The 19,925-nt window shown below is 67.3% G+C and carries 22 protein-coding genes; 17 read left to right on the top strand and 5 right to left on the bottom strand.

Annotated features, from left to right (window positions below; genetic code table 11):
* The 5 genes from BLW05_RS19980 to BLW05_RS19960 all read left to right on the top strand — a co-directional run bounded on the left by BLW05_RS19980 (position 1) and on the right by BLW05_RS19960 (position 4,658).
* Positions 1-1,128, top strand: a complete 1,128-nt coding sequence (locus BLW05_RS19980) for an acetoin dehydrogenase dihydrolipoyllysine-residue acetyltransferase subunit (protein ID WP_093165290.1) — start codon at positions 1-3, stop codon at positions 1,126-1,128.
* A gap of 9 nt (positions 1,129-1,137) precedes the next feature.
* Positions 1,138-1,860 (top strand): lipoyl protein ligase domain-containing protein, encoded by a 723-nt coding sequence (locus BLW05_RS19975; protein WP_093165289.1) that lies wholly within the window; start codon positions 1,138-1,140, stop codon positions 1,858-1,860.
* Positions 1,861-1,902: 42 nt separating this feature from the next.
* On the top strand, positions 1,903-2,214 hold the full coding sequence (locus BLW05_RS19970) for an MTH1187 family thiamine-binding protein (protein ID WP_093165288.1): 312 nt from the start codon (positions 1,903-1,905) through the stop codon (positions 2,212-2,214).
* Between the two features lie 75 nt (positions 2,215-2,289).
* A complete protein-coding gene (locus BLW05_RS19965) occupies positions 2,290-4,230 on the top strand; it encodes a sigma-54-dependent Fis family transcriptional regulator (protein WP_093165287.1) in 1,941 nt (646 codons plus the stop codon).
* Positions 4,231-4,247: 17 nt separating this feature from the next.
* Positions 4,248-4,658 carry a hypothetical protein gene (locus BLW05_RS19960; protein WP_093165286.1) on the top strand — a complete coding sequence of 137 codons (411 nt, stop codon included), beginning with the start codon at positions 4,248-4,250 and terminating at the stop codon, positions 4,656-4,658.
* A 110-nt stretch (positions 4,659-4,768) separates the two neighbouring features.
* Here BLW05_RS19960 and BLW05_RS19955 read toward each other — a convergent pair whose 3' ends face one another.
* The 4 genes from BLW05_RS19955 to BLW05_RS19940 are packed head-to-tail and all read right to left on the bottom strand — an operon-like array spanning position 4,769 to position 8,481.
* On the bottom strand, positions 4,769-5,617 hold the full coding sequence (locus tag BLW05_RS19955; protein WP_093165285.1) for a fumarylacetoacetate hydrolase family protein: 849 nt from the start codon (positions 5,615-5,617) through the stop codon (positions 4,769-4,771).
* 40 nt (positions 5,618-5,657) lie between these two features.
* Positions 5,658-6,410 (bottom strand): IclR family transcriptional regulator, encoded by a 753-nt coding sequence (locus tag BLW05_RS19950; protein WP_256330400.1) that lies wholly within the window; start codon positions 6,408-6,410, stop codon positions 5,658-5,660.
* Between the two features lie 21 nt (positions 6,411-6,431).
* The gene (locus BLW05_RS19945; RefSeq protein ID WP_093165283.1) at positions 6,432-7,931 is read right to left on the bottom strand and encodes a bifunctional 3-(3-hydroxy-phenyl)propionate/3-hydroxycinnamic acid hydroxylase MhpA; all 1,500 of its coding nucleotides are present in this window, start codon (positions 7,929-7,931) and stop codon (positions 6,432-6,434) included.
* Positions 7,924-8,481 carry a VOC family protein gene (locus BLW05_RS19940; RefSeq protein ID WP_093165282.1) on the bottom strand — a complete coding sequence of 186 codons (558 nt, stop codon included), beginning with the start codon at positions 8,479-8,481 and terminating at the stop codon, positions 7,924-7,926. The genes BLW05_RS19945 and BLW05_RS19940 overlap by 8 nt, the downstream gene beginning before the upstream one ends.
* A 146-nt stretch (positions 8,482-8,627) precedes the next feature.
* On the opposite strand from BLW05_RS19940, the gene BLW05_RS19935 reads away from it, so the two are divergent.
* The 6 genes from BLW05_RS19935 (at position 8,628) to BLW05_RS19910 (ending at position 14,284) form a co-directional block, all read left to right on the top strand.
* A complete protein-coding gene (locus BLW05_RS19935; protein WP_093165281.1) occupies positions 8,628-9,617 on the top strand; it encodes a Bug family tripartite tricarboxylate transporter substrate binding protein in 990 nt (329 codons plus the stop codon).
* Between the two features lie 87 nt (positions 9,618-9,704).
* Positions 9,705-10,238: a cytochrome b gene (locus tag BLW05_RS19930; RefSeq protein WP_093165280.1), complete on the top strand. Its 534-nt coding sequence runs from the start codon at positions 9,705-9,707 to the stop codon at positions 10,236-10,238.
* Positions 10,235-12,013 carry a glucans biosynthesis glucosyltransferase MdoH gene (gene mdoH / locus BLW05_RS19925; protein WP_218135195.1) on the top strand — a complete coding sequence of 593 codons (1,779 nt, stop codon included), beginning with the start codon at positions 10,235-10,237 and terminating at the stop codon, positions 12,011-12,013. Before BLW05_RS19930 ends, mdoH begins: the two co-directional genes overlap by 4 nt.
* A 107-nt stretch (positions 12,014-12,120) precedes the next feature.
* Entirely contained in the window at positions 12,121-12,717 is a 597-nt protein-coding gene (locus BLW05_RS19920; RefSeq protein WP_177142738.1) for an RNA polymerase sigma factor, read from the top strand.
* Positions 12,718-12,821: 104 nt separating this feature from the next.
* Entirely contained in the window at positions 12,822-13,439 is a 618-nt protein-coding gene (locus BLW05_RS19915) for an anti-sigma factor family protein (RefSeq protein ID WP_093165278.1), read from the top strand.
* A gap of 5 nt (positions 13,440-13,444) precedes the next feature.
* Positions 13,445-14,284 carry a caspase family protein gene (locus BLW05_RS19910; protein ID WP_093165277.1) on the top strand — a complete coding sequence of 280 codons (840 nt, stop codon included), beginning with the start codon at positions 13,445-13,447 and terminating at the stop codon, positions 14,282-14,284.
* A 9-nt stretch (positions 14,285-14,293) separates the two neighbouring features.
* Here the strand turns inward: BLW05_RS19910 and BLW05_RS35985 are convergent, their stop codons facing one another.
* Positions 14,294-15,253, bottom strand: coding sequence for an alpha/beta fold hydrolase (locus tag BLW05_RS35985; RefSeq protein ID WP_177142737.1), 960 nt, complete (start codon positions 15,251-15,253; stop codon positions 14,294-14,296).
* Between the two features lie 141 nt (positions 15,254-15,394).
* On the opposite strand from BLW05_RS35985, the gene BLW05_RS35980 reads away from it, so the two are divergent.
* From BLW05_RS35980 to BLW05_RS19885, 6 genes are all read left to right on the top strand, one after another.
* Positions 15,395-15,967 (top strand): hypothetical protein, encoded by a 573-nt coding sequence (locus BLW05_RS35980; RefSeq protein WP_177142736.1) that lies wholly within the window; start codon positions 15,395-15,397, stop codon positions 15,965-15,967.
* A 70-nt stretch (positions 15,968-16,037) separates the two neighbouring features.
* On the top strand, positions 16,038-16,361 hold the full coding sequence (locus BLW05_RS35445; protein WP_143044867.1) for a hypothetical protein: 324 nt from the start codon (positions 16,038-16,040) through the stop codon (positions 16,359-16,361).
* A gap of 26 nt (positions 16,362-16,387) precedes the next feature.
* Complete coding sequence (locus BLW05_RS19900) at positions 16,388-17,992, top strand: DUF4384 domain-containing protein (RefSeq protein WP_093165275.1); 1,605 nt, start codon at positions 16,388-16,390, stop codon at positions 17,990-17,992.
* Positions 17,976-18,395 (top strand): hypothetical protein, encoded by a 420-nt coding sequence (locus BLW05_RS19895; protein ID WP_093165274.1) that lies wholly within the window; start codon positions 17,976-17,978, stop codon positions 18,393-18,395. The genes BLW05_RS19900 and BLW05_RS19895 overlap by 17 nt, the downstream gene beginning before the upstream one ends.
* A gap of 32 nt (positions 18,396-18,427) precedes the next feature.
* Complete coding sequence (locus tag BLW05_RS19890; RefSeq protein ID WP_177142735.1) at positions 18,428-19,162, top strand: GIN domain-containing protein; 735 nt, start codon at positions 18,428-18,430, stop codon at positions 19,160-19,162.
* Positions 19,163-19,223: 61 nt separating this feature from the next.
* Positions 19,224-19,829 (top strand): OmpA family protein, encoded by a 606-nt coding sequence (locus BLW05_RS19885; protein ID WP_177142734.1) that lies wholly within the window; start codon positions 19,224-19,226, stop codon positions 19,827-19,829.
* The last annotated feature ends 96 nt before the right edge of the window (positions 19,830-19,925 follow it).

Below are 19,925 nucleotides of genomic sequence, written 5' to 3'. Positions count from 1 at the left end.
ATGAGCGATACACAGATCACCCCTATCGTGATGCCCAAATGGGGCCTGGAGATGCGCGAGGGCACGGTGCAGGACTGGCTCGTGAAGGAAGGCGAGCGCATCGCGGTCGGCCAGGCAATCGTCGAAGTCGAGACCGACAAGATCTCGAACGCGGTCGAGGCCGCCGACGCAGGCCTGCTGCGTCGCATCGTGGGCCAGAGCGGCGAGCTGCTGCCGGTGAAGTCGCTGCTGGCCGTCATGGCCGAACCCGAGGTGGGCGATGCCGACATCGACGCCTACATCGCTACATTCGAAGTGCCGGAAGCAGGTGCCGACGACGAGGACAGCGGCCCCGCCTTCGAAAGCGCCGAAGTGGACGGCATCCGCATCCGCTATGCGAGGCGAGGTTCCGAACGGGGTCTGCCGGTGCTGTTCATCCACGGCTTCGGCGGCGACCTGAACAACTGGCTGTTCAACCTCGACGCCGTGGCCGAGCGGCACCCCGTCATCGCGCTGGACCTGCCGGGCCACGGCAGCAGCGATGCCAAGCTGCCCGGCACCTCGCTGCCTGCGCTTGCAGGCTTCATCGCGCGTTTCCTCGATCAGGCGGGCGTTCAAGGCCCGGTGCACCTGGTAGGCCATTCGATGGGCGGCGCCATCGCACTGCAACTGGCGCTCGACGCATCCGAGCGCGTGGCCAGCGTGGCACTGGTCAGCCCGGCCGGGCTGGGCGACGAGATCAACACCGGCTACACCGACGGCTTCGTGCAGGCGGAATCGCGGCGCGACCTGAAGCCCGTGCTGGAGCAGCTGTTTGCCGACCCCACCCTGGTCAGCCGCCAGATGGTGGACGACATGCTCAAGTACAAGCGACTGGACGGCATCGAGCCCCTGCTGGCCGAGCTGGGCACCGCGCTGTTCGCCGAAGGCCGGCAGAACACCGTGCTGGCCGAGCGGCTGGAGGCGCTGGACAAGCCGCTGCTGGTGTTCTGGGGCGAGGACGACCAGGTCATTCCCGTCGCGCAGGCCGCCAACGCGGGGCCGCAGAGCGAGGTGATCCGCTTCGCGGACACCGGCCACATGGCCATGCTGGAAAAGGCCAGCGAGGTCAATGCGGCCCTTCTGAAGCACCTGGCGCGGGCTGGTTAGCATCGCCGCATGCTGCTGCCACGCTTTGCCATGCTCGAGCACCATGTCATGCCATTGGCCGATGGCATCGCCGCCGAGCGCGGCTGGGCGCAGGCGGTGGCCGCAGGGTCCGGGCCGCAAGCGCATCTGTGGCAAGGGCAGCCGGGCTGGGCCGTGCCGGCCAGCTACGCGCGCGCGCCGGGCTGGGCCGACTGGCAGGCGCGCTGCGCGCAGTCGGGCACACCCGCGCACGTGCGTTCATCGGGCGGAGGGCTGGTGCCGCAAGGGCCGGGCCTCTGGAACCTGAGCCTTCTGTGGCGCACGGTGCAATCCGAGCCGGCGCAGGCCGATGCGGTCTACCGTGAACTGTGCGAGTTGCTGGAACGCACGCTGGCCGCGTTGGGCGTGGCTGCATCGCCGCAGCCGGTGGAAGGCTCGTTCTGCGATGGCCGCTACAACCTCGCCGCCGGTGGCCGCAAGCTGGTGGGCACCGCACAGGCATGGCGGCGCGTGGAAGGTGTGCCCGTCGTGCTGGCGCATGCCGTCATCGTGCTGGACGCCGACCCGGCCGAGCTCACCGCCGCCACCAACGCCTTCGAAGAAGGCCTGGGGCAGGCGCGCCGTTACCGTGAGGACGCCCTGACGAGCGTCGCGGCCGAAGCAACGCGGGCCGGGCGAGCAGCGCCCCCCGGTGGCTGGGCTGGCCGGCTGGCCGAAGCGTTGCGCCAGAAGGGCCTCGATGGCGCCATGTGAGCAAACGCAAGAGAAGCAAGAGACGCAACAAAAGGAAGACCCATGGTTCTGCTCGAATTCCAGATCTCGCCGCGTGCCGACGGCGACAGTGTCAGCGCCTACGTGGCACAGGTCATCGACATCATCGACAAGAGCGGGCTGCCCTACCAGCTCACGCCGATGGGCACCATCGTCGAGGGCGAGTGGGACGAAAGCTTTGCCCTCGTGAAGGCGTGCTTCGACCATCTGCGCCAGGCCGGCTGCACGCGCATCGGCCTGAACCTGAAGGTCGACTGGCGCGACGGGCCTGGCGGACGGCTGCAGGCCAAGACCGCGAAGGTCGAGCAATTGCTCGGACGCAAGCTGCGCACCTGATCCTGCGCGGGGTTTATATTGGCCGCCACCGGGGCGGTGGCGATGCCGCATCGAGCCCACAGCAGGAGACAGCGCATGCAGACAGCGCAGAGCGAGCACATCCACGAGGTGATCCGGCTGGTCGACCCCCATGCGGGCATCGCCGGGCCGGACATCGACCCGCTCATCCGCGAAAGCTGGTCGCGCTGCGTGCACCAGCACAAGCTGGACCCCACGCGCATGCAGGAAGCCATCATCCTGCCCTCGCAGCGCGTGCGCGAGCACCGCGAGCGCATCGAGGAATTCCTTTCCATTGCGCGCCACGGGCTGGAGGCCATCCACCAGCAGGTCGGTGACCTGGGCTATTGCGTGCTGCTGGCCGACGCGCGCGGCGTGACGGTGGACTACCTGGGCGACCTGCGGCTGGACCCGGACCTGCGCCGCACCGGCCTGTACCTGGGCAGCGACTGGAACGAGCACCTCGCCGGCACCTGCGCCATCGGCACTGCGATTGCCACGGGCCAGGCACTGGTCGTGCACCAGACCGACCACTTCGATGCCACCCACATTCCGCTGACCTGCACCGCCGCGCCGATCTATGACCCGCTGGGCCACCTGACGGCCGTGCTCGACATCTCGGCGCTCACCTCGCCGCAGGCCAAGAACAGCCAGCACCTGGCGCTGCAGCTGGTCAAGCTGTACGCGCACCGTGTGGAGAGCGCGAACTTCCTGCGCTGGTTCCGCAGCGATTGGGTGCTCAAGCTCCATCCGTCGCCGGAGTTCGTGGAGATCAGCCCGGACTACCTCGTCGCGCTGGACGCGGGCGGCCGCGTGGTGGGCCACAACCGCGCCGCCCAGTTGCTGCTGGAGGATGCCCACGGCAGCTGCGTTCTGGGCCTGGCCTTCGAGCAACTGTTCGAGCTGCGCCTCAATGACCTCGGCCGCTATCTGCGCGCCATGCCGGGCGAACGCCGCGCCGTGGCGCTGCGCGGCGGCACGCGCCTTTTCCTGCACGCCATCGCGCCGCCCAGCCGTGTGGTGGCGCACGCGACCGACGTCATCGACCTGCCCTCGCCGCTGGCCGCGTTGAGCGGTGGCGATGCAGCGCTCGACCAGCAACTGCAGCGCGCAGCGCGCCTGGCAGAGACGGAGGTCAGCGTGCTGGTCACCGGCGAAACCGGCAGCGGCAAGGAGTACCTGGCGCGCGCACTCCATGCGGCCAGCCCGCGCCGTGACCGGGCCTTCGTGGCCGTGAACTGCGCCGCGATTCCCGAGACGCTCATCGAAAGCGAGCTGTTCGGTCACCTGCCCGGCGCCTTCAGCGGCGCAGCACCCAAGGGCAAGCGCGGCCTGGTGCAGGAGGCCGATGGCGGCACCTTGTTCCTGGACGAGATCGGCGACATGCCGCTGGCCATGCAGGCGCGCCTGCTGCGCGTGCTCGCCGAACGCGAAGTGCTGCCCATCGGCGCCACGCGTGCCATCAAGGTCGACGTGCGCGTGCTCGCCGCCACGCACGCCGACCTTCCGGCGCGCGTGCGCGAAGGACGCTTTCGGGAAGACCTGTACTACCGCCTGGCGGGCGCGCACCTCACGCTGCCACCGCTGCGCCGGCGCCGGGACCTGGCCTGGCTCGTCGGCCGCTTTCTCAGCACTTCGGCCGACGGAACCCAACTGGACCCGGCGGCCGAGCAGCGTCTGCTGGCCTACGCATGGCCCGGCAACCTGCGCGAATTGCGCAACGCGCTGGACTTTGCGCGGGCCATGGCCGGACCGGGCGGCACCATCGGATTGCCGGAGCTTCCCGAGAGCGTGCTGGCCGCGACGTCCGCAGCAGCCCCGGAAGCCGCGGAGCCGACAGCAGGCTCAGGCGACGGCGCCAGTCCGGCCGGCAGTCCGCAATCGCCCGAAGCCATGCTGCTGCTGCAGTACCTGCGCGCATCGCGCTGGAACATCAGCGCGGTGGCTCATCAGATGGGCCTGGCACGCATGACGGTGTACCGGCGCATGCGTCGCTGGGGAATCCGGCCGCCGACCTGAAGGCTGGAGACAGCAGCATGAAACGCATCATCGCCTTGCTCATGCCACGCGCCGCGGCTGGCCTGTTGATCCTTGCGGCTGCAATCTGGCTGCCGCCTGCGTACCCTCAGCCGGTCGAGTCGGGGCCCATGGTCGTCAGTGGTTCTCTCGTCGTGATGGGGCCTGTGACGGTGGACGGATCCGTCACGGTCGCCGGGGATGTCCACGTCCGTGGTCCGCTGACGGCCGCATGGCTTGCCCGGGTGCCTCCCAACGAACCTGCGGCACGGAGATACCGAGGCCAAAGGGTGTTTCGTGGACCCCTCACCGTACACGGCTCGCTCATCGTGCATGGCGACCTCGAAGTGCACGGGCCACTCACGTCGGACGGCCCTGTTGGAGCCGTCGGCAGCATCGATGCCGAAGGCGCGATAACCGAGCGTCGTTGAGTGCTGTCGGTCCATCGCATCGCCATCATTGCCTCGGCGCAAGAAGTCGTGCATGCCTGTCTCCGCAGGAATGGGGAGCGCGGATCACCACGCCCGGCTCAGCGGCTTGTCTACTCGTCGCGGATGCCGTTGCGCAGCACGCCGATGGCGTCCACCTCGATCTCGCACACATCGCCCGGCTTCATGAAGACCCGCGGCGTGCGCTTGTTGCCGACACCGCCGGGCGTGCCCGTGACGATGACATCGCCGGCCTCCAGCGGGAGGAAGGCGGAGATGTAGGCGATCTGGCGCGGGATGCTGTGCACCATCATGTCGGTGGTGGCGCGCTGCAGTTCCTGGCCGTTCAGGCGGGTGACGAGCGTCATCTTCTGGTCGGGCGCGATCTCGTCCGAGGTCACCATCCACGGGCCAAATGCGCCGGTCTTCCAGAAGTTCTTGCCCGGGGCCCACTGCGAGGTGTGGACCTGCCAGTCGCGCACGCTGCCATCGTTGTAGCAGCTGTAGCCGGCGATGTGCGACCAGGAATCCGCCTCGGAGATGTGGCGGCCGCCCTTGCCGATGACGATCGCGATCTCTCCTTCGTAGTCGAGCCGCTCGGAAACGCGAGGGCGCACGATGTCCTCGCCATGCGCCGCCTGCGAGTCGGCCACGCGCAGGAAGACCACCGGCTTCTCCGTCACTTCCTTGCCGGTCTCGCGGATGTGCTCGGCATAGTTCAGGCCGATGCAGAAGATCTTTCCGGGGTTGGGGATCACCGGCTGCAGCTTCACTTCATTCAATGGCAGCGTCGCCTTGGCAGCCGCGACTTTCGCGGATGCGTCCAGGACGAGGTCCGCGGCGATGAACGCCTTCAGGTCCGGTGCACGCACGCCGTAGATCTCGCCCAGGTCGACCACGCGGTCGCCGACGACGGCGCCGTAGCTGTCCTTGCCGTTGTATTGGTAGCTGATGAGTTTCATGAAGATTCCTTGATAGCGATAGAAGGAGAGTGGGTTGGATCTAGGCCAGCCGACCTCCGATGCGCGTTGCGGCCTCGGTGATCAGATGGACCATCTTTTCAAGGTCGACGATCGCCAGGCGCGAGGTATCGAACACCAGGGAGATGGCGGCCCAGGCACCGCCATCGGGTTTGAGGATGGGCGCCGCCACGGCCGCCAGTTGCTGCTCCAGCTCGCCCCTGGACACGTAGTGCCCCGCCTTGCGGATCGCCGCGTAGTAGCGCCGGAACTCGGACCACTCGGCCGGAAGTCCGCAGCGCACCAGTTCCTTGTGTCTCGACTCGAAGACCTTCTTCAGCTGCGTCGAGCCGAAGGAGGCGAGCAGCACCTTCGGCGCGGCACCCAGGAACAGGGGCCGCGGCCGCCCGCGTCCATAGGCGAGACTGGCCGGGGAACTGCCCATTTCCCGATAGGTATCGAGCACCTGCAGGCCGAACACACCGGTCAGCACGCAGTCGAATCCGGTCGCATCGACCAGCTCCCGCAGAACAGGCAGCCCCACCCTGAGCACCGGATCGGCGCGCCGGATGTAGTGGTCCAGCAGGATGATGCGCGGCCCCAGGGCGTAGTGCGAATCCTCCACCCGTTGCAGCAGTCCGGCCTGCAGCAGGAGCCGCACATAGCGGTAGCTCGTGGGCAGCGACACATCCAGCGCCGCGGCGATGTCCTCCGCCGTGCGCATCAGATGAGTGTCGTCGAAGAGGTCGAGTACCCCGAGCATGCGCTCCAGGCTGGACGTTGATGATTCCGACAAGGAGATTCCCCGATGAATGATTCATGGCGCGACGGGGAGGTATTGCGAAATGCGATCCAGATCAGCCCCTGAACGCGCCACGCCGACGATATATCGGTCAGGGCGGAGTATCACGGCACCGGCCTCGTGCGAGCGCAACCATTCCGCGAGGCTCGCATCCGGCTGGTCGATGACGATGGCGCCGCTGCGCTGCCAGAGCGACGCGGTGGCGGGCGATACCGCGGAGAGCACCTGCCGGCTGCCGATGACGGCGCCACGGCGCCCCAGCAGCTCGTCGAGCAGGCGCCCATCGTCCAGCTTCGGCTGGGGAAAGGGCCGCCCGGCCAGTTCGGGCACGCTGGGATCGAACGCGCCGGCACCGAGCAGTTGCGGCGGAAGCTCGAAGATCTCGGGGCGCCCGGCCTGGAACTTCGCGTCGCGCTCCGCCGCGAGCGCGGGGTCCGTCGTCTGGATGATGTTGCCCAGGCGCACCGCCAGTTCGATGAGCGCGCGCACATGCGGCTTGCGCTCGGACTCGTAGGTGTCGAGCAGCGCATCCGATGCCCGGCCCGCCAGCGCCGCGTCCAGCTTCCAGGCCAGATTCGATGCGTCGCGGATGCCCGCGCACATGCCTTGCCCGAGGAAGGGCGGCGTCTGGTGGCAGGCGTCGCCCGCCAGGAACAGGCGCCGGTCGCGCCAGCCGTCGGCGACCACGGACTGGAAGGTGTAGATGGCCGCCCGCTCCAGGCTCGCCTCGTCGCGGCGCACCCATGGGGCCACCATCTTCCACAGGTTGTCCGGCTGCACGAGCGCCTCCCGGTCGTCGCCCGGCAGAACCATGATTTCCCAGCGGCGACGCTCGCCCACCACGTTGCAGTAGGTCATCGGCCGGCGCGGATCGCAGTACTGGACGGTGTAGGGCGGCAGATCCACCGGCTGCTCCAGCACCACGTCGAACACCAGCCAGGGCTGGCGAAGGCCGAGGTCGACCATCCGGCTTCCGATGGCTTGCCGGATGGGGGAACGTGCGCCATCGCAGCCCACGACGTAGCGGGCCTGCGCGGCGTGGGTCCGGCCGGATTCCGTCGAACGAAAGGTCACGGTGGCGAGCGCATCGCCCTGCTCCACCTCGACCAGTTCGTGGCGCAACCTGACGTGCACCTGCGGGAAGCGCGCCAGTCCCTCGCGCAGCACGGCCTCCAGCTGCGGCTGGTGGAAGTAGTAGTTGTTGGCACACCCATGCGGGCCGGCAGCGGCCGAACCGCCGCGGATCAGCATCGTCTCGCCCGCGCCATTGACGAAGTGCATGCCCTGCGTGCCGGGTCGCGAAATGGCCAGCACCTGCTCGCGCAAACCCGCAGCCTGGAAGATGCGCAACACCTCGCCGTCGAAGTGGATGGCGCGCGGCAGCGGAAAGATGCCGGACTCCTTCTCCAGCACCAGCACCGAACGCCCGGCCGCGCCCAGCAGGTTGGCGAGCGTCGCCCCGGTGGGGCCCATGCCGACGATGACTACGTCGTAGATGTCGGCACGCTCAGGCATTCTGGTCTTCCTGCATGCGGCGTGCGACTTCGGCCTGCCATTGCGCACGGCTCATGAACTTGGGGAAGCGCCTGGCGATGGCCTCGGCCTGCGCCAGGATGGCTTCGTCCGGCTGGCTCAGGTCGATCGGCTCGCGCAGCGGCTGGTCGCAGTACCAGGGCGTGTCCATGAACAGCTCGAGCCGATTGCCCTCGGGATCGCGGCAGTAGACGGACACCGCATTGCCATGCGTCACCGGGTGCATGTCGGTCGCGCCTTCGGCCAGCAGCCGATCGTGGAAGCGGCGCAGCGCGGCGAGGTCCGGCACCCGGAACGAGATCTGGTTGACCACGTTGAAGGCCATGTCGGCCGGACGGCCGGTCGCGAGCACCAGTTGGTGATGCTCGCCCGGGTCGCGGCTCAAGAAGACCAGTTGCACCGGGCCCAGATCGCCCTCGTCCGTCTGCGTGAAACGCAGCGCCTGCTTGTAGAAGCGCGCCATGCGGGGCAGATCCGTCACGTACAAGCCGATGTGGCTGAACCGCAGATCCGAGAGATTAGTCGCTTGCATCCGTTGTCTCCTGTCGAGAATGATTGTCTGAATATTCGTCAATCTTGGACGAATATTATTGTCATTATCATAATTTGACAATAGACACTGTTTTCGTATGATCCGACCCCGTGCGACTGGCACGTATTCGCAAACGGAGACATTTCATGAATTTGCTCAAGAGGCTCATCTCTCATTCCGCCGCCTTGGCCACGGCCGCCGGCTTGGCCTTGTCGGCTTCCGGTGCGGCGGCCCAGGCCAACTACCCGACCAAGCCGGTGCGGATCATTGCCCCCTTCCCTGCGGGCAGCGGGCCGGACGCCAATGCGCGGGAACTGGCGGCCGAACTCACCAGGATCCTGGGCCAGTCGTTCTACGTGGAGAACCGCCCCGGCGCCTCGAACATCATCGGCACGGAGGTCGCCGCCAAGGCCGCCAACGACGGCTATTCGCTGTACATCGGCACCACGAGCTCACTCTCGGTGTTGCCTCACCTGTACGGCAAGCTGCCCTTCAATGCCGAGCGCGACTTCGCGCCCATCAGCCTGATGGGCGTGCTCAACACGGGTCTCATCGCCCACCCCGGCGTCCAGGCCAGGGACGCGAAGGAATTGATCACCGAGCTCAAGGCCAGGCCGGACTCCGTCTCGGTGGCCACGCAAGGCATCGGCAGCTACTCCCACCTGTCGGCCGTGTGGTTCAACAACGCAGCGGGGGTGAAGTCGAACCTCGTCCCCTACAACAGCCAAAGCCCCTACGCGGACCTGCTGGCCGGACAGGTCCAGTTGATGTACGACGGGATGCCCGCCGCGGCCACGAGCGTGCAAGCCGGCAAGCTCAAGCTGCTGGGCATCACGGGCAAGGAGCGTCATCCCAGCTTCCCGAACGTGCCGACCTTCGCCGAGCAGGGCCTGCCCGACTACACGCCGATCGCCTGGCAGGGGCTGCTGGCCCCGGCGGGCACGCCGACGGCCATCCTCGAGAAGCTGAGCGCCGCCATGGCCAAGGCCTGCCAGTCGCAGGAACTGGCGAAGAAGTGGCGCGACTACGGCGGCGAACTGCGCTGCAACACGCCTGCCGAGTTCACAGCGTTCATCAACGCCGACCGCGCGATGTGGGGCAAGGTGATCCGTGCGGCGGGGGTGAAGCTCGACTAGAGTCGAGTCAGTTGCCGGCCACATGGTCCGGATGGCGCCGCTCCGGTGCGCGCTCGGCGCAGCCTTTGACGAATCTGGAGGTCTGACATGAAACCTGTGTCGCGCTACGCTGCTTCGTCCCGCTGGCTGCACTGGCTGACCGTGCTGCTGCTGCTCGTCATCCTGCCGCTCGGCGTCTGGATCGGCTTCTTCGAGCCGGCCGACGAGGCCTTCAAGCTGCGGCTGTACAACGTGCACGAGAGCCTGGGCGTGCTGGTGTTCGTGCTGGTGCTGATTCGTATCGTCAATCGCCGCCTCAACCCTCCGCCGCCGCTGCCGGTAGACATGCCGGCATGGATGCGCTCGGTCGCTCATGCGAACCATATCGGCCTGTATGCGCTGCTGGTCCTGATGCCGATGATCGGCTTCCTTGCCACCAACGCCTGGGGCTTTCCCTTATCGCTTTTCAATGTGTTGCCGATTCCGGCCCCGCTGGGCAAGGACGAGGCGCTCGCCAAGGTGCTGTCGTTCCTGCACTTGTGCGGGGCGATCGCGATCGGGCTGATGATCCTGGGACATCTGGCAGGCGTCGTGCACCACACCTTCATCCGGCGCGACGGGTTGTTGGGCCGCATGCTGTGAAGCCTCCCGCAACGGTTTGGGCCACGAGTGCGGGCCTGCGTTGGCGTCGCGCCGGCTTCGCGCTCGCTGTCGCAGGCACGGTGCTCGGCCTTGTCTGGTTGATGGCTGCGACGCTGTTCGTCGAAAGCGTGGATGCGGCGGGCCTGGTGATGCTGCTGGCCTTCGCGGTCACGCTGCCCTGGACGGTGGTCGGATTCTGGAATGCGGCCATCGGCTTGACGCTGATGGTCGGCAGCCGCAGTGCGGCCGCCGTGGTAGCGCCGCATATCCAGGCGGCCGACCCGCAGCAGCGCATCGAGACACCCACGGCGCTGCTGGCCTGCGTTCGCAACGAGGATACGGACCGGCTCTCTCGTAATCTGGCCTGGATGCTCGAAGGTCTGATCGATAGCGGTCAGGCTGCGGCATTTCGCCTCTACGTCCTGAGCGACAGCGACGAGCCCGAGATCGTGGCGGCCGAGGGCGGCATGATGTCCCAACTGCAGGCGCGCTTCGGCGCGGACATCTCGCTGCACTATCGGCGCCGCGAGCAGCGCAATGGCTTCAAAGCCGGGAACATCCGCGATTTTTGCGAACGCTGGGGCCCACTGCACGACTACGCGATCGTGCTCGACGCCGACAGCCTGATGACGCCGCGAGCGATGCTGAGGCTGGTGCGCGTCATGCAGGCGCAGCCCGCGATTGGCATCCTGCAGACGCTGGTGACAGGGCTGCCCAGCGCCAGCGCCTTCACGCGCATATTCCAGTTCGGCATGCGGCTGGGCATGCGTTCCTACACTCTGGGCGCGGCCAGCTGGCAGGGTGACTGTGGTCCCTATTGGGGCCACAACGCCATCTTGCGTCTGCAACCGTTCATCGCCCACTGCAAGCTGCCGGAGTTGCCCGGTCCGCCCCCGCTCGGCGGCCCGGTCCTGAGCCACGATCAGCTCGAGGCCGTGCTGATGCGGCGCGCTGGCTATGAAGTCCGCGTCTTGCCGGACGAGGACGGCAGTTGGGAAGAGAACCCGCCGAACCTGCTCGAATTCATCCGGCGCGACTTGCGCTGGTGCCAGGGCAACATGCAGTACCTGCAATTGCTCGCGATACCCGGACTGCGCCCGGTCAGCCGATGCCAGCTGCTGTTGGCGATCGCGATGTACCTGGGCGCGCCAGCCTGGCTTGCCTTCATGGTGCTCGGGCTGTGGCGTGAACAGCCCTTCAGGTCCGACCTGGGGCTTGCGCTGTTCCTCATGATGCTGGGCATGAGCGTGGCCCCCAAGCTCGCCACCCTGGTCGACGTGCTTTTGCGCGGTCCGTTGCGTCGGGCCTATGGCGGCGCGCCACGCATCGCTTGCGGCTTCGCGCTCGATTTCGGCTTCTGGGTGCTCACGGCGCCGGTGGTGGCCATCGCCACCACCGGATTCCTGCTCGGACTTCCCTTCGGCCGCCGCGTCGGCTGGGTTGCACAGCAGCGCGAAGTACGGCGCATCGACTGGCAGGTTGCGTTGCGCAGCCTGTGGCCGCAGACGGCGCTGGGCCTCGTGCTGGCCGGGGCGGTGTTGTCGCGGATGCCGGGTGCTCTTTGGTTCTGGTCGCCCGTCCTGGTCGCACTGATCGGATCGATCCCGTTCGCCTGGTTGAGCGCGCACCCGGCGGTCGGCCGCTGGCTGGTGCGTTGGGGACTGTGTCGCATACCGGAGGAAGCGCCGACGGCATCCGGACCCGGGCCGCTGGGCAGCGCACCGGTGTCGGCGTCGGCTTCGGTGACGCCGCCGGCTGTACCGGCGGCGGAATGAAGTCCCCGCCTTCACGAGTGCAGATGCCGGTGCCCCAGGCAAGAGATTCGCTACGAATCGAACAGAAACGCTATATTTGGTCACCGCCACCGCACCGCCCCGCCCGCATGGACAACGACGAGGTCAGCCAGCTGCTGGTACGCATCGGCCGCGAAGACCAGGCAGCGTTTCGTCAGCTGTACAAGGCGTTCAGCCGCAAGGTGTTCGCGTATGTGCTCAACATGCTGAACGACCACGCGCGAGCGGAGGAAGTCCTGGCGGACTCGTTCTATGAGGTCTGGCGCCACCCTGATCGCTTTCGAGGCGAGTCGCAGTTTTCCACGTGGCTCATCGGAATTGCGCGCAGAAAGGCGCTGATGGTCCACCGTGCGCGGCGGCCCGACGAGGTGCACGGCGATCTCGACGACATCGCCGAGACCACCGCCGCCGACACGCCGGACGGCTATGCGGAGCTGGCTGGCAAGCAGCGGCGCGAAGGCGTGCAACATTGCATGGGGAAGCTGTCGGACGAGCATCGCGAATGCCTGCACCTGGTGTTCTACGAGGGCATGAGCCTCGCTGACGTGGCACAAGTACAGAACTGTCCCGAGGGCACCGTCAAGACGCGCCTGTTCCACGCCCGCCAGAAGATCAAGAATTGCCTGCAGGCGCTGCTGCGCAGCGAAGGTGGTGCCCCGGACGCCAGAGGCGCCCTTGCATCCTGAAGTTGCGGCGTATTTGGCGATTGCGCGAAATAAATTTGAACCGTCCAGCGGACTCGCGCAACCTAGGGTCTGACACGGGTATGCCCCGTGCAGGAATGATCATCATGAAAGAACGCTTCGAAGAACTACTTCCCTGGTATGTCAACGGCTCGTTGGGAGCCGAAGACCGCGCCTGGGTCGACGCATACATGGAGCGGCATCCGGAGGCCCGCAGCGAGTTGGACTGGTATCGCTCGCTGCAGGCGCGCGTTCAGGAAAATGCCCCGGCCGTGCCTGCAACGATCGGCCTGGCCCGCACCATGCGCCTGATCCAGGGCGACCGGCCGACACTGGCCGAGCGCATCGGCGCCTTTTTCGGCAACTTCGGCATGCGCCCGAGTTACGCGCTGGCCGCGCTGGCGGTCATGGCGGTGCAGAGTGGCGTCATCCTGAACCTGCTCGGCAGCGCTCGCGACAGCGAAGACGAAATCCGCGCGCTGCACGCGGTTCGCGTCGAAGAGGCCCCGATGCTGAAGGTCAGCTTCGCGCCGGACGCCAAGGAGACCGACATCCGCATGCTGTTGGTGCAGGTCCAGGGCGAACTGGCCGGCGGCCCTGGCCAGCTGGGCGACTACTACCTGCGCGTACCCGCCGGCAGTGAAGCGGCGGCGCTCGCCCGGGTGCAGGCTGCCCCGATCGTCCAGGCCGCCGCGCTCGTGGCCGGCGTGCCGCCCCGGGAGTAACCGACATGGCCACCCTGCTGACCCGTCGTGCGCTGCTGCGCGGCGCGTTGGGCACCGCAGCCCTGCCCTTCGGCCCTGCCATGAGCGCCCCCGCCGATGTCCAGGACACCGGATCGCGTATCGCACTGGTGATCGGCAACGGCGCCTACCGCACTGCACCACTGAAGAATCCGCCGGGCGACGCCGTCGCCGTCGCGGCGGTGCTGCGCGACCTTGGCTATGCGGTGACCCTGCGTCAGAACACGCGACTGCCGGAACTGATCGAATCGCTGCGCGAGTTTTCGATTCGTGCGCCGAAGGCGGCGGTTCGCGTGGTGTTCTATGCCGGCCATGGGGTTCAGGTGAAGGGCCGCAACTACCTGGTGCCGATCGATGCCGACCCCCAGTCCGAAGAGGAAATTCAGCGGCAGAGCGCGGACGTCGGCGAGTTCGTCGACCGGCTCAGTGCGATCGGCAGGGGCGCCAACATCGTCGTGCTCGATGCCTGCCGTGTGAACCCGTTCGCCGGCGGCGTCATCGTGGGTCCCGATGGACGCCGTCTGAAATTCCGCGGCGCGACGCCGGGCGGTCTCGCATCGCTCGATGCGCCAGTGGGCACTCTTGTGGCCTTCTCGACCGCACCGAACGGCGTGGCGCTCGACAGCGCCGGCAGCGAGCACAGCGTCTATGCACGTCACCTGCTGGCCAACATGGCGATGCCGGGGCTGCAGATCGAGCAACTCTTCAAGCGGGTGCGTATCGGTGTGGCCGAAGACACCGGCCGCGTGCAGGTACCCTGGGAGTCCTCGAGCCTGACCGCTGACTTCTGCTTCAAATCGGACGCGAACGGGCGCTGCGGTAGCTGAGCCGACCGCTCACGCGTGGTCTTCGATGAAGTGCTCGAGCTCGCGCGCGAAGCGCAGCGGCTCGCTGACATGCGGCGAATGGCCGGCGTGCGAGTAGATCGAGATCTGCGCGTGCTTCACCGTGTCGCGATACCAGGCTTCGAGCGGCACGCCGGCATAGTGCGGGCTGCGGGCCCCGAGCACCACGAGCAGCGGCGCGTCGAGGCGCGACAGCGAAGCGCGGAAGTCGGCCTTCGCGATGGACTCGGCGAGGTCGAGCAGCGGCCCGGCATCGATGCGCCCCAGGCGCCGGCGCAGAATCCGTCCGAGCGGCGCTTCAAGAGTCAGGCGGCGCTGCAACCAGGCGCCTCCGAGTGCGCCGATCTCGTTCAACAGCATCTCCGCCAGATCGCGGCGCGCGCCAGCGATCAGCCCCGCCAGCATGGCCGCGCTGCAGCCGCCGAACAGCCCGAGTCGCCAGCTGTCGTCCGTCACGATGCGCGGCGACTGGTCGACCAGCGCCACCGCGGCAACGCGCTGCGTGCCATGCAGATGCAGGTATTGCATCAACGTCAGCGCGCCCATGGAATGCCCGACGAGGATCGAGCGCTGCAGCCCGAAGTGGTCGAGTGCCTCGGCCAGGTCGTTCGCAAGTCGCGCCAGCGTGATGCTGCCGCTCGTCGACCGGCAACTGCCATGGCCGCGAGCGTCCCAGGCGAGAACGCAATGGCGCCGTGCCAGCCTTCGGGCCACCGGCAGCCAATCGCGATGCGAGCATCCGAATCCATGCACCAGCACCAGCGGCGACCCGCGGCCGAGCACGCACACGGGAACCACGTGGCCATCGGTGGTCGTGAAGCTGTCGTAGTCGCTCGCTTCGGGTGAGCCCAGCCCCATCAACCCCAGGTTGCGCAGCGCATCGAAGGCGCCGCGCAAGCCCGTCAGGCGTGCGGGGTTCGGAGGCGGATCAGGCGGCGCGCTGTCGGGCATCGCGGGCGATCCTACCCCTCGCGTGACGTTCGCCCGAAAACTCTTTGAACCGGATTCGGAACCCCCGCAACCCATGGGCGGGAAGGCAAGCAATTCGGCAAGCCCGACCTCAAACCTCTCATCACTTTTCTGGAGATCATCATGCAAGTCGTTCGCAAAGCATCCATCCTCATCGCCCTCGGCTTCGCCTTCGGTGGCGCGATGGCCGGCGAAATCGCCAACTCGACGGTGCTGTCCACCAACGCCAACAACAACTCGTCCGGCTTCCTGGCCACGGCGCGCCAGAACATCGGCGTGTCCGAGGGGAACTCCAAGATCGCCAATAGCACGGTGCTGGTCAACGGCGCCAACAACTCCGCCTCGGGCTTCCTGTCGACGGCGAACCAAGACGTCGGCCGCGCACGGGACAACGGCCAGATCACGAACAGCACGGTTGTCGGCACGAACCTGAACAACAGGGCTTCGGGCTTCCTCAGCACCGCCACGCAGGAAGTGGGCTTCGCCAAGGGCAACGGCCAGGTCACCAACAGCACGGTGCTCGCCAATGGTGCAACCAACACCGCAAGCGGCTTCCTGTCCACGGCCAGCCAGCAGATCGGCGGCGCGCAGGGCAACGGCAAGCTGACCAACTCGACGGTCATTGCCAGCGGCTCGAACAACACCGCGAGCGGCTTCCTGTCCACCGCCGCCCAAAGCATCGGCGTCGCCAAGTAACCCGCGCCGTGCTTTCACCCTCGTCCGCCAGCGCCGATGCGCTGGCGGCTTTCCATCAAGGAGACCCCCCATGAATTCGACCCTCGTCCGCACCTCCCGCATCATCCTCGTCGCCGTCACGCTGGGCGCATGCGCCAGTGCATTCGCGGGGCAGGAACTGCTGGAGGTCGACTCGCGCTTCCGCGCGAAGATCGCGAAGGAGAAGATCCGCCTCGGCGCACAGGAACGCAAGGCTGAAGAACAAGGAAAGTCCCTGGATCAGAACCAGGGCACCTGTGGGAGCCAGAGCATCGGCAACATCGACACTGGCGGGCGCATCGGAGCCGCACCGCGCGAAGTGTTCGTGTTCGCCCCCAATGCCATCAACATCGTCGGCCGCGGCAGTTGCCAGTGACCTGACCCCCTCAGATCGGAGATGTCATGAAACCGCCCCGCATCGTGCGCTTCCTGGCGCTTGCAGCAATCGCGGCACTCGCCGGTTGCCAGGCGCTCGAGGTCAAGCAGCCGACCATCGAACAGACGGCCGAAATCCGCGTCGGCCCCGAGCAAAAGCCCCAGCGCTCGATCACGGGCTTTACGCAGCCGCTGCGCTGCATGGACACGCTGATGCTCGACTACGGCGTGCGCGACGTGACGATGCTGACCGAGGAAATCAACGACGAAACGAAGAAGCTGAACGCCGGAACGCGCGACATGCTGATCTCGGCGGTGTCGGACATGTCGCGGCGCAGCCGCGCCGTGCGTCTGGTCGCGTTCGGCAAGGACACGTTGAACGTGGTCAGCTTCCTCTCGGCAGCGCAGACCACGGCGGTCTACCAGGCGATTCCGCGCTACGACATCAAGGGCTCCGTGTCGCAGTTCGACGAGAACCTGATCAAGAACCAGAAGGACCTCGGCATCGGCTACTTCCCGTACCTCAACCTCGGCGTTGCAAAGGATGCATCCACCAGCATGCTGGCACTCGACCTGAGCGTGCTGTCGACCAGTGACATGGGGGTACTGCCGGGAGTCACTTCGCGCAATGCCGTGGTGATCATGAAGCAGGGCAAGGGCTTCGACGGCGATGCCGCCTACCGCAAGTTCGGAATCAACTACAGCATGAACCTGGCGCGTTCGGAAGGTCAGTCGCAGGCGCTGCGCGGGCTGGTCGAGCTGGCCGTGGTGGAGCTCATCGGCAAGCTGACGAAGACCCCCTACTGGTCCTGCCTGGGCGTCACCGACCCGAAGGCGAACGAGGAGACGCGTCTCGAGATGCTGGATTGGTACAGCGCGATGGCCACCTCGCGCATCGAGCTGATCGCCTACTTCCAGAACCAGCTGCGCCACCGCGGGTTCTACGACGGCCCGATCGACGGGGAATTCAATCCCGCCATCGACGAGGCGATTTCCAACTATCGCGAGCAGCTCGGCCTGAGCCGCGCGGCAGTGCTCGACGAGAAGTTCTTCAGCGCCTTCCTCGCCGCGGACCACGGCAAGGTCCAGCGTCCGACGCAACCGGCACGCTATGTCGCACCTGGCACGCCTGGTACGGCTGCCACGACCGCCGGATCGCAGACGGCGGCAGCCACTGCACCTGCAAGTGCCCCCGCACCCACGGCGGCGCCCCTGAAGCTGTCGGTCTCCGCCCCAAGCCAGCAGACGCGATTTGCCCGCGGGGAGTCGATCAGCCTCTCCCTTGCGCCGTCGCAGGACGCGCATGTCTACTGCTATCTGCGGGACGAGGACGCCAAGGTCATTCGCTTCTTCCCCAACCGGTTCACGCGGGACTCGCGCATTTCTTCGGCCAAGCCACTGACCTTGCCCGGCTCGATGCGCTTCCAGCTCTCGATGAATGCGAAGGGCGTGCCCGAGACAGTGACCTGCTTCGCAACGCCGCGCGACGTGATGTCCTCGCTGCCCCAGGCGGTGGTCGGCATCGACTTCGAACCCCTGCCCGGCGCCACGCTCGAAACGATCCGCGCCGCCTTCGACAAAGCCAGCGGCGGCACGCTCGCCCAGGAGAACTTCCATGTACAAGCCAAGTGATTCCCTTCCCCATCGCCAGGTGCGGCGCGGCGCCCGCCTTGCAGCGGTGTCCCTGGTGGTGATCGTCACGATGACCGGCATCGCTCTGCAGTGGCCCCGCGGCGCGACCGCAGCTGTCGCGGCAATCATCGGTGGCGATGACCGTGTCGCGCCCCAGGTCGCTCCAGCGCTGCCGGCAGCGGGCGGGAAGGCACCCGCCACCTATCAACTCCGCTGCTGGCAGTATGGTCGGCTGCTGTTCGACGAGGGGCCGGTCACCCTGGGCGCCGAAGCAAGGCAGGGCGCGAAGATGGTGGCGACCGACCGCCGCGGCGGCGCCTTGATCGTCACCGCCGATCTCGGCGGGACCACCTGCCTGGCGCGCCCATACCCGCCCCCGCCGAGCCTCTGGCTGCCACGCTGAGGCCCATGTTCCCGCCACCTGGGAGCCCTGTCATGAACTGGTTCACCCAAGCCTTCCCGCAACCACCTTCGCTCCGGGCTGCGGCACTTGTCGCCAGCTGCGCCGCGGTTCTGGCCGCGACGCCTTTCGGCCCGGCACAGGCGGCCACCGAAACCCGCAGTGTCGCCAATTTCGACGAGGTCGTATTTGCCGTCGCCGGCGATGTCAGCATCGAACAGGGCCCACGCGAGTCGTTGACCCTGGAGGCCGAGCCTGCGGTGCTGCGCAAGATCACGACCGAGGTGCACGACCGGCGCCTGCTCATCGGCCTTGCGCCCGGCCGGGTCGAGACGCGCGAGCCGATCCGGATGAAGCTCGGCGTCCAGACGTTGCGAGCCTTCGAATCGCGCACTGCCGGTGCGATCAGCATCGGACCACTGCGCAGCGACACGCTTGCGCTGGTGCTGGCGGGCGGCGGCTCGATCCGCTTGGAGCGCCTGGACAACGCGCGCAGCCTCGACGTGCGGATCACCGGCGCAGGCGATGTCGCCGTCGGCGGCGGCAAAGTGACGGTTCAGCAGCTTGCCATCGCCGGCATTGGCACCTATTCAGCACCCAGACTCGCCAGCGAACGCGCCGACGTGTCCATCGACGGCAACGGTGAGGTGCAGCTCGCCGCCAGCAACGCGCTTGCGGTGCGCATCGGCGGTGTCGGCAACGTGCGCTACCACGGCGACCCGGCGGTGACGCGCTCCATCCGCGGCATCGGCTCGATCGAAAAAGAGTGAACCGGGCAGGCGGCGCGCGCAACCCATGGGCATCGACGAACCCCACACCCAAGGAGCCCCCATGATCCGCTACTTCACTACCCTCGCCCTCGCCATCGCCGCCGCACTGGCCACCCCCTTGGTGAAGGCCGAGAAGGTCATGATCTACCGCGAGGGCCAGCTCGTGGTGCCGCAGGACGTGGCGGACGTGCTGAACCGTTCGATCCGCCTGCTCGACGATGCGCCCGCAGCCCCGGCGAAGGCCACGGCAGTGGCCGCGGGTTCGCGGGTCAACGCCTCGGCGCGTCCCTCGGAATCCGCGCTCGCGGCCCGCTACGACTCGAAAGACGCCGCCTCGGCGCTGTCCCTGCCGGTGCGGTTCGCTTTCGATTCCGCCGAGATCCTTCCTGCCGCACGGACCCAGCTCGACGCACTCGCCAAGGGCATCAAGCTGCTGGCACCTGGAAGCATCGTCGTCGTCGAAGGTCACACCGATGCCAAGGGCAGCCCGGCCTACAACCTCGAGCTCTCGCGCAACCGGGCCCGCGCCGTGCGTGACTATCTCGTTCACGAGCACGGCATCGACGCCGCACGCCTGAAGACGGTCGGGTATGGCCCCAGCCAGCCGATCGAAGCCACTGATCCGTACGCCGCCATCAACCGTCGCGTGCAGTTCCGCGGCGCCTGAGCGTTCGCCGCCGCTTGCCCACTGCGGACCGGATCGCGGCGGCTCCGCCCTCCCCTTGTGCCGCCGCAGCGCTCGCCCGAGAATGACATGCGATCG

Source organism: Variovorax sp. YR216 (assembly GCF_900107745.1).
Lineage (GTDB): Bacteria > Pseudomonadota > Gammaproteobacteria > Burkholderiales > Burkholderiaceae_C > Variovorax.
This window is presented reverse-complemented; position numbering and strand designations above follow the sequence as displayed.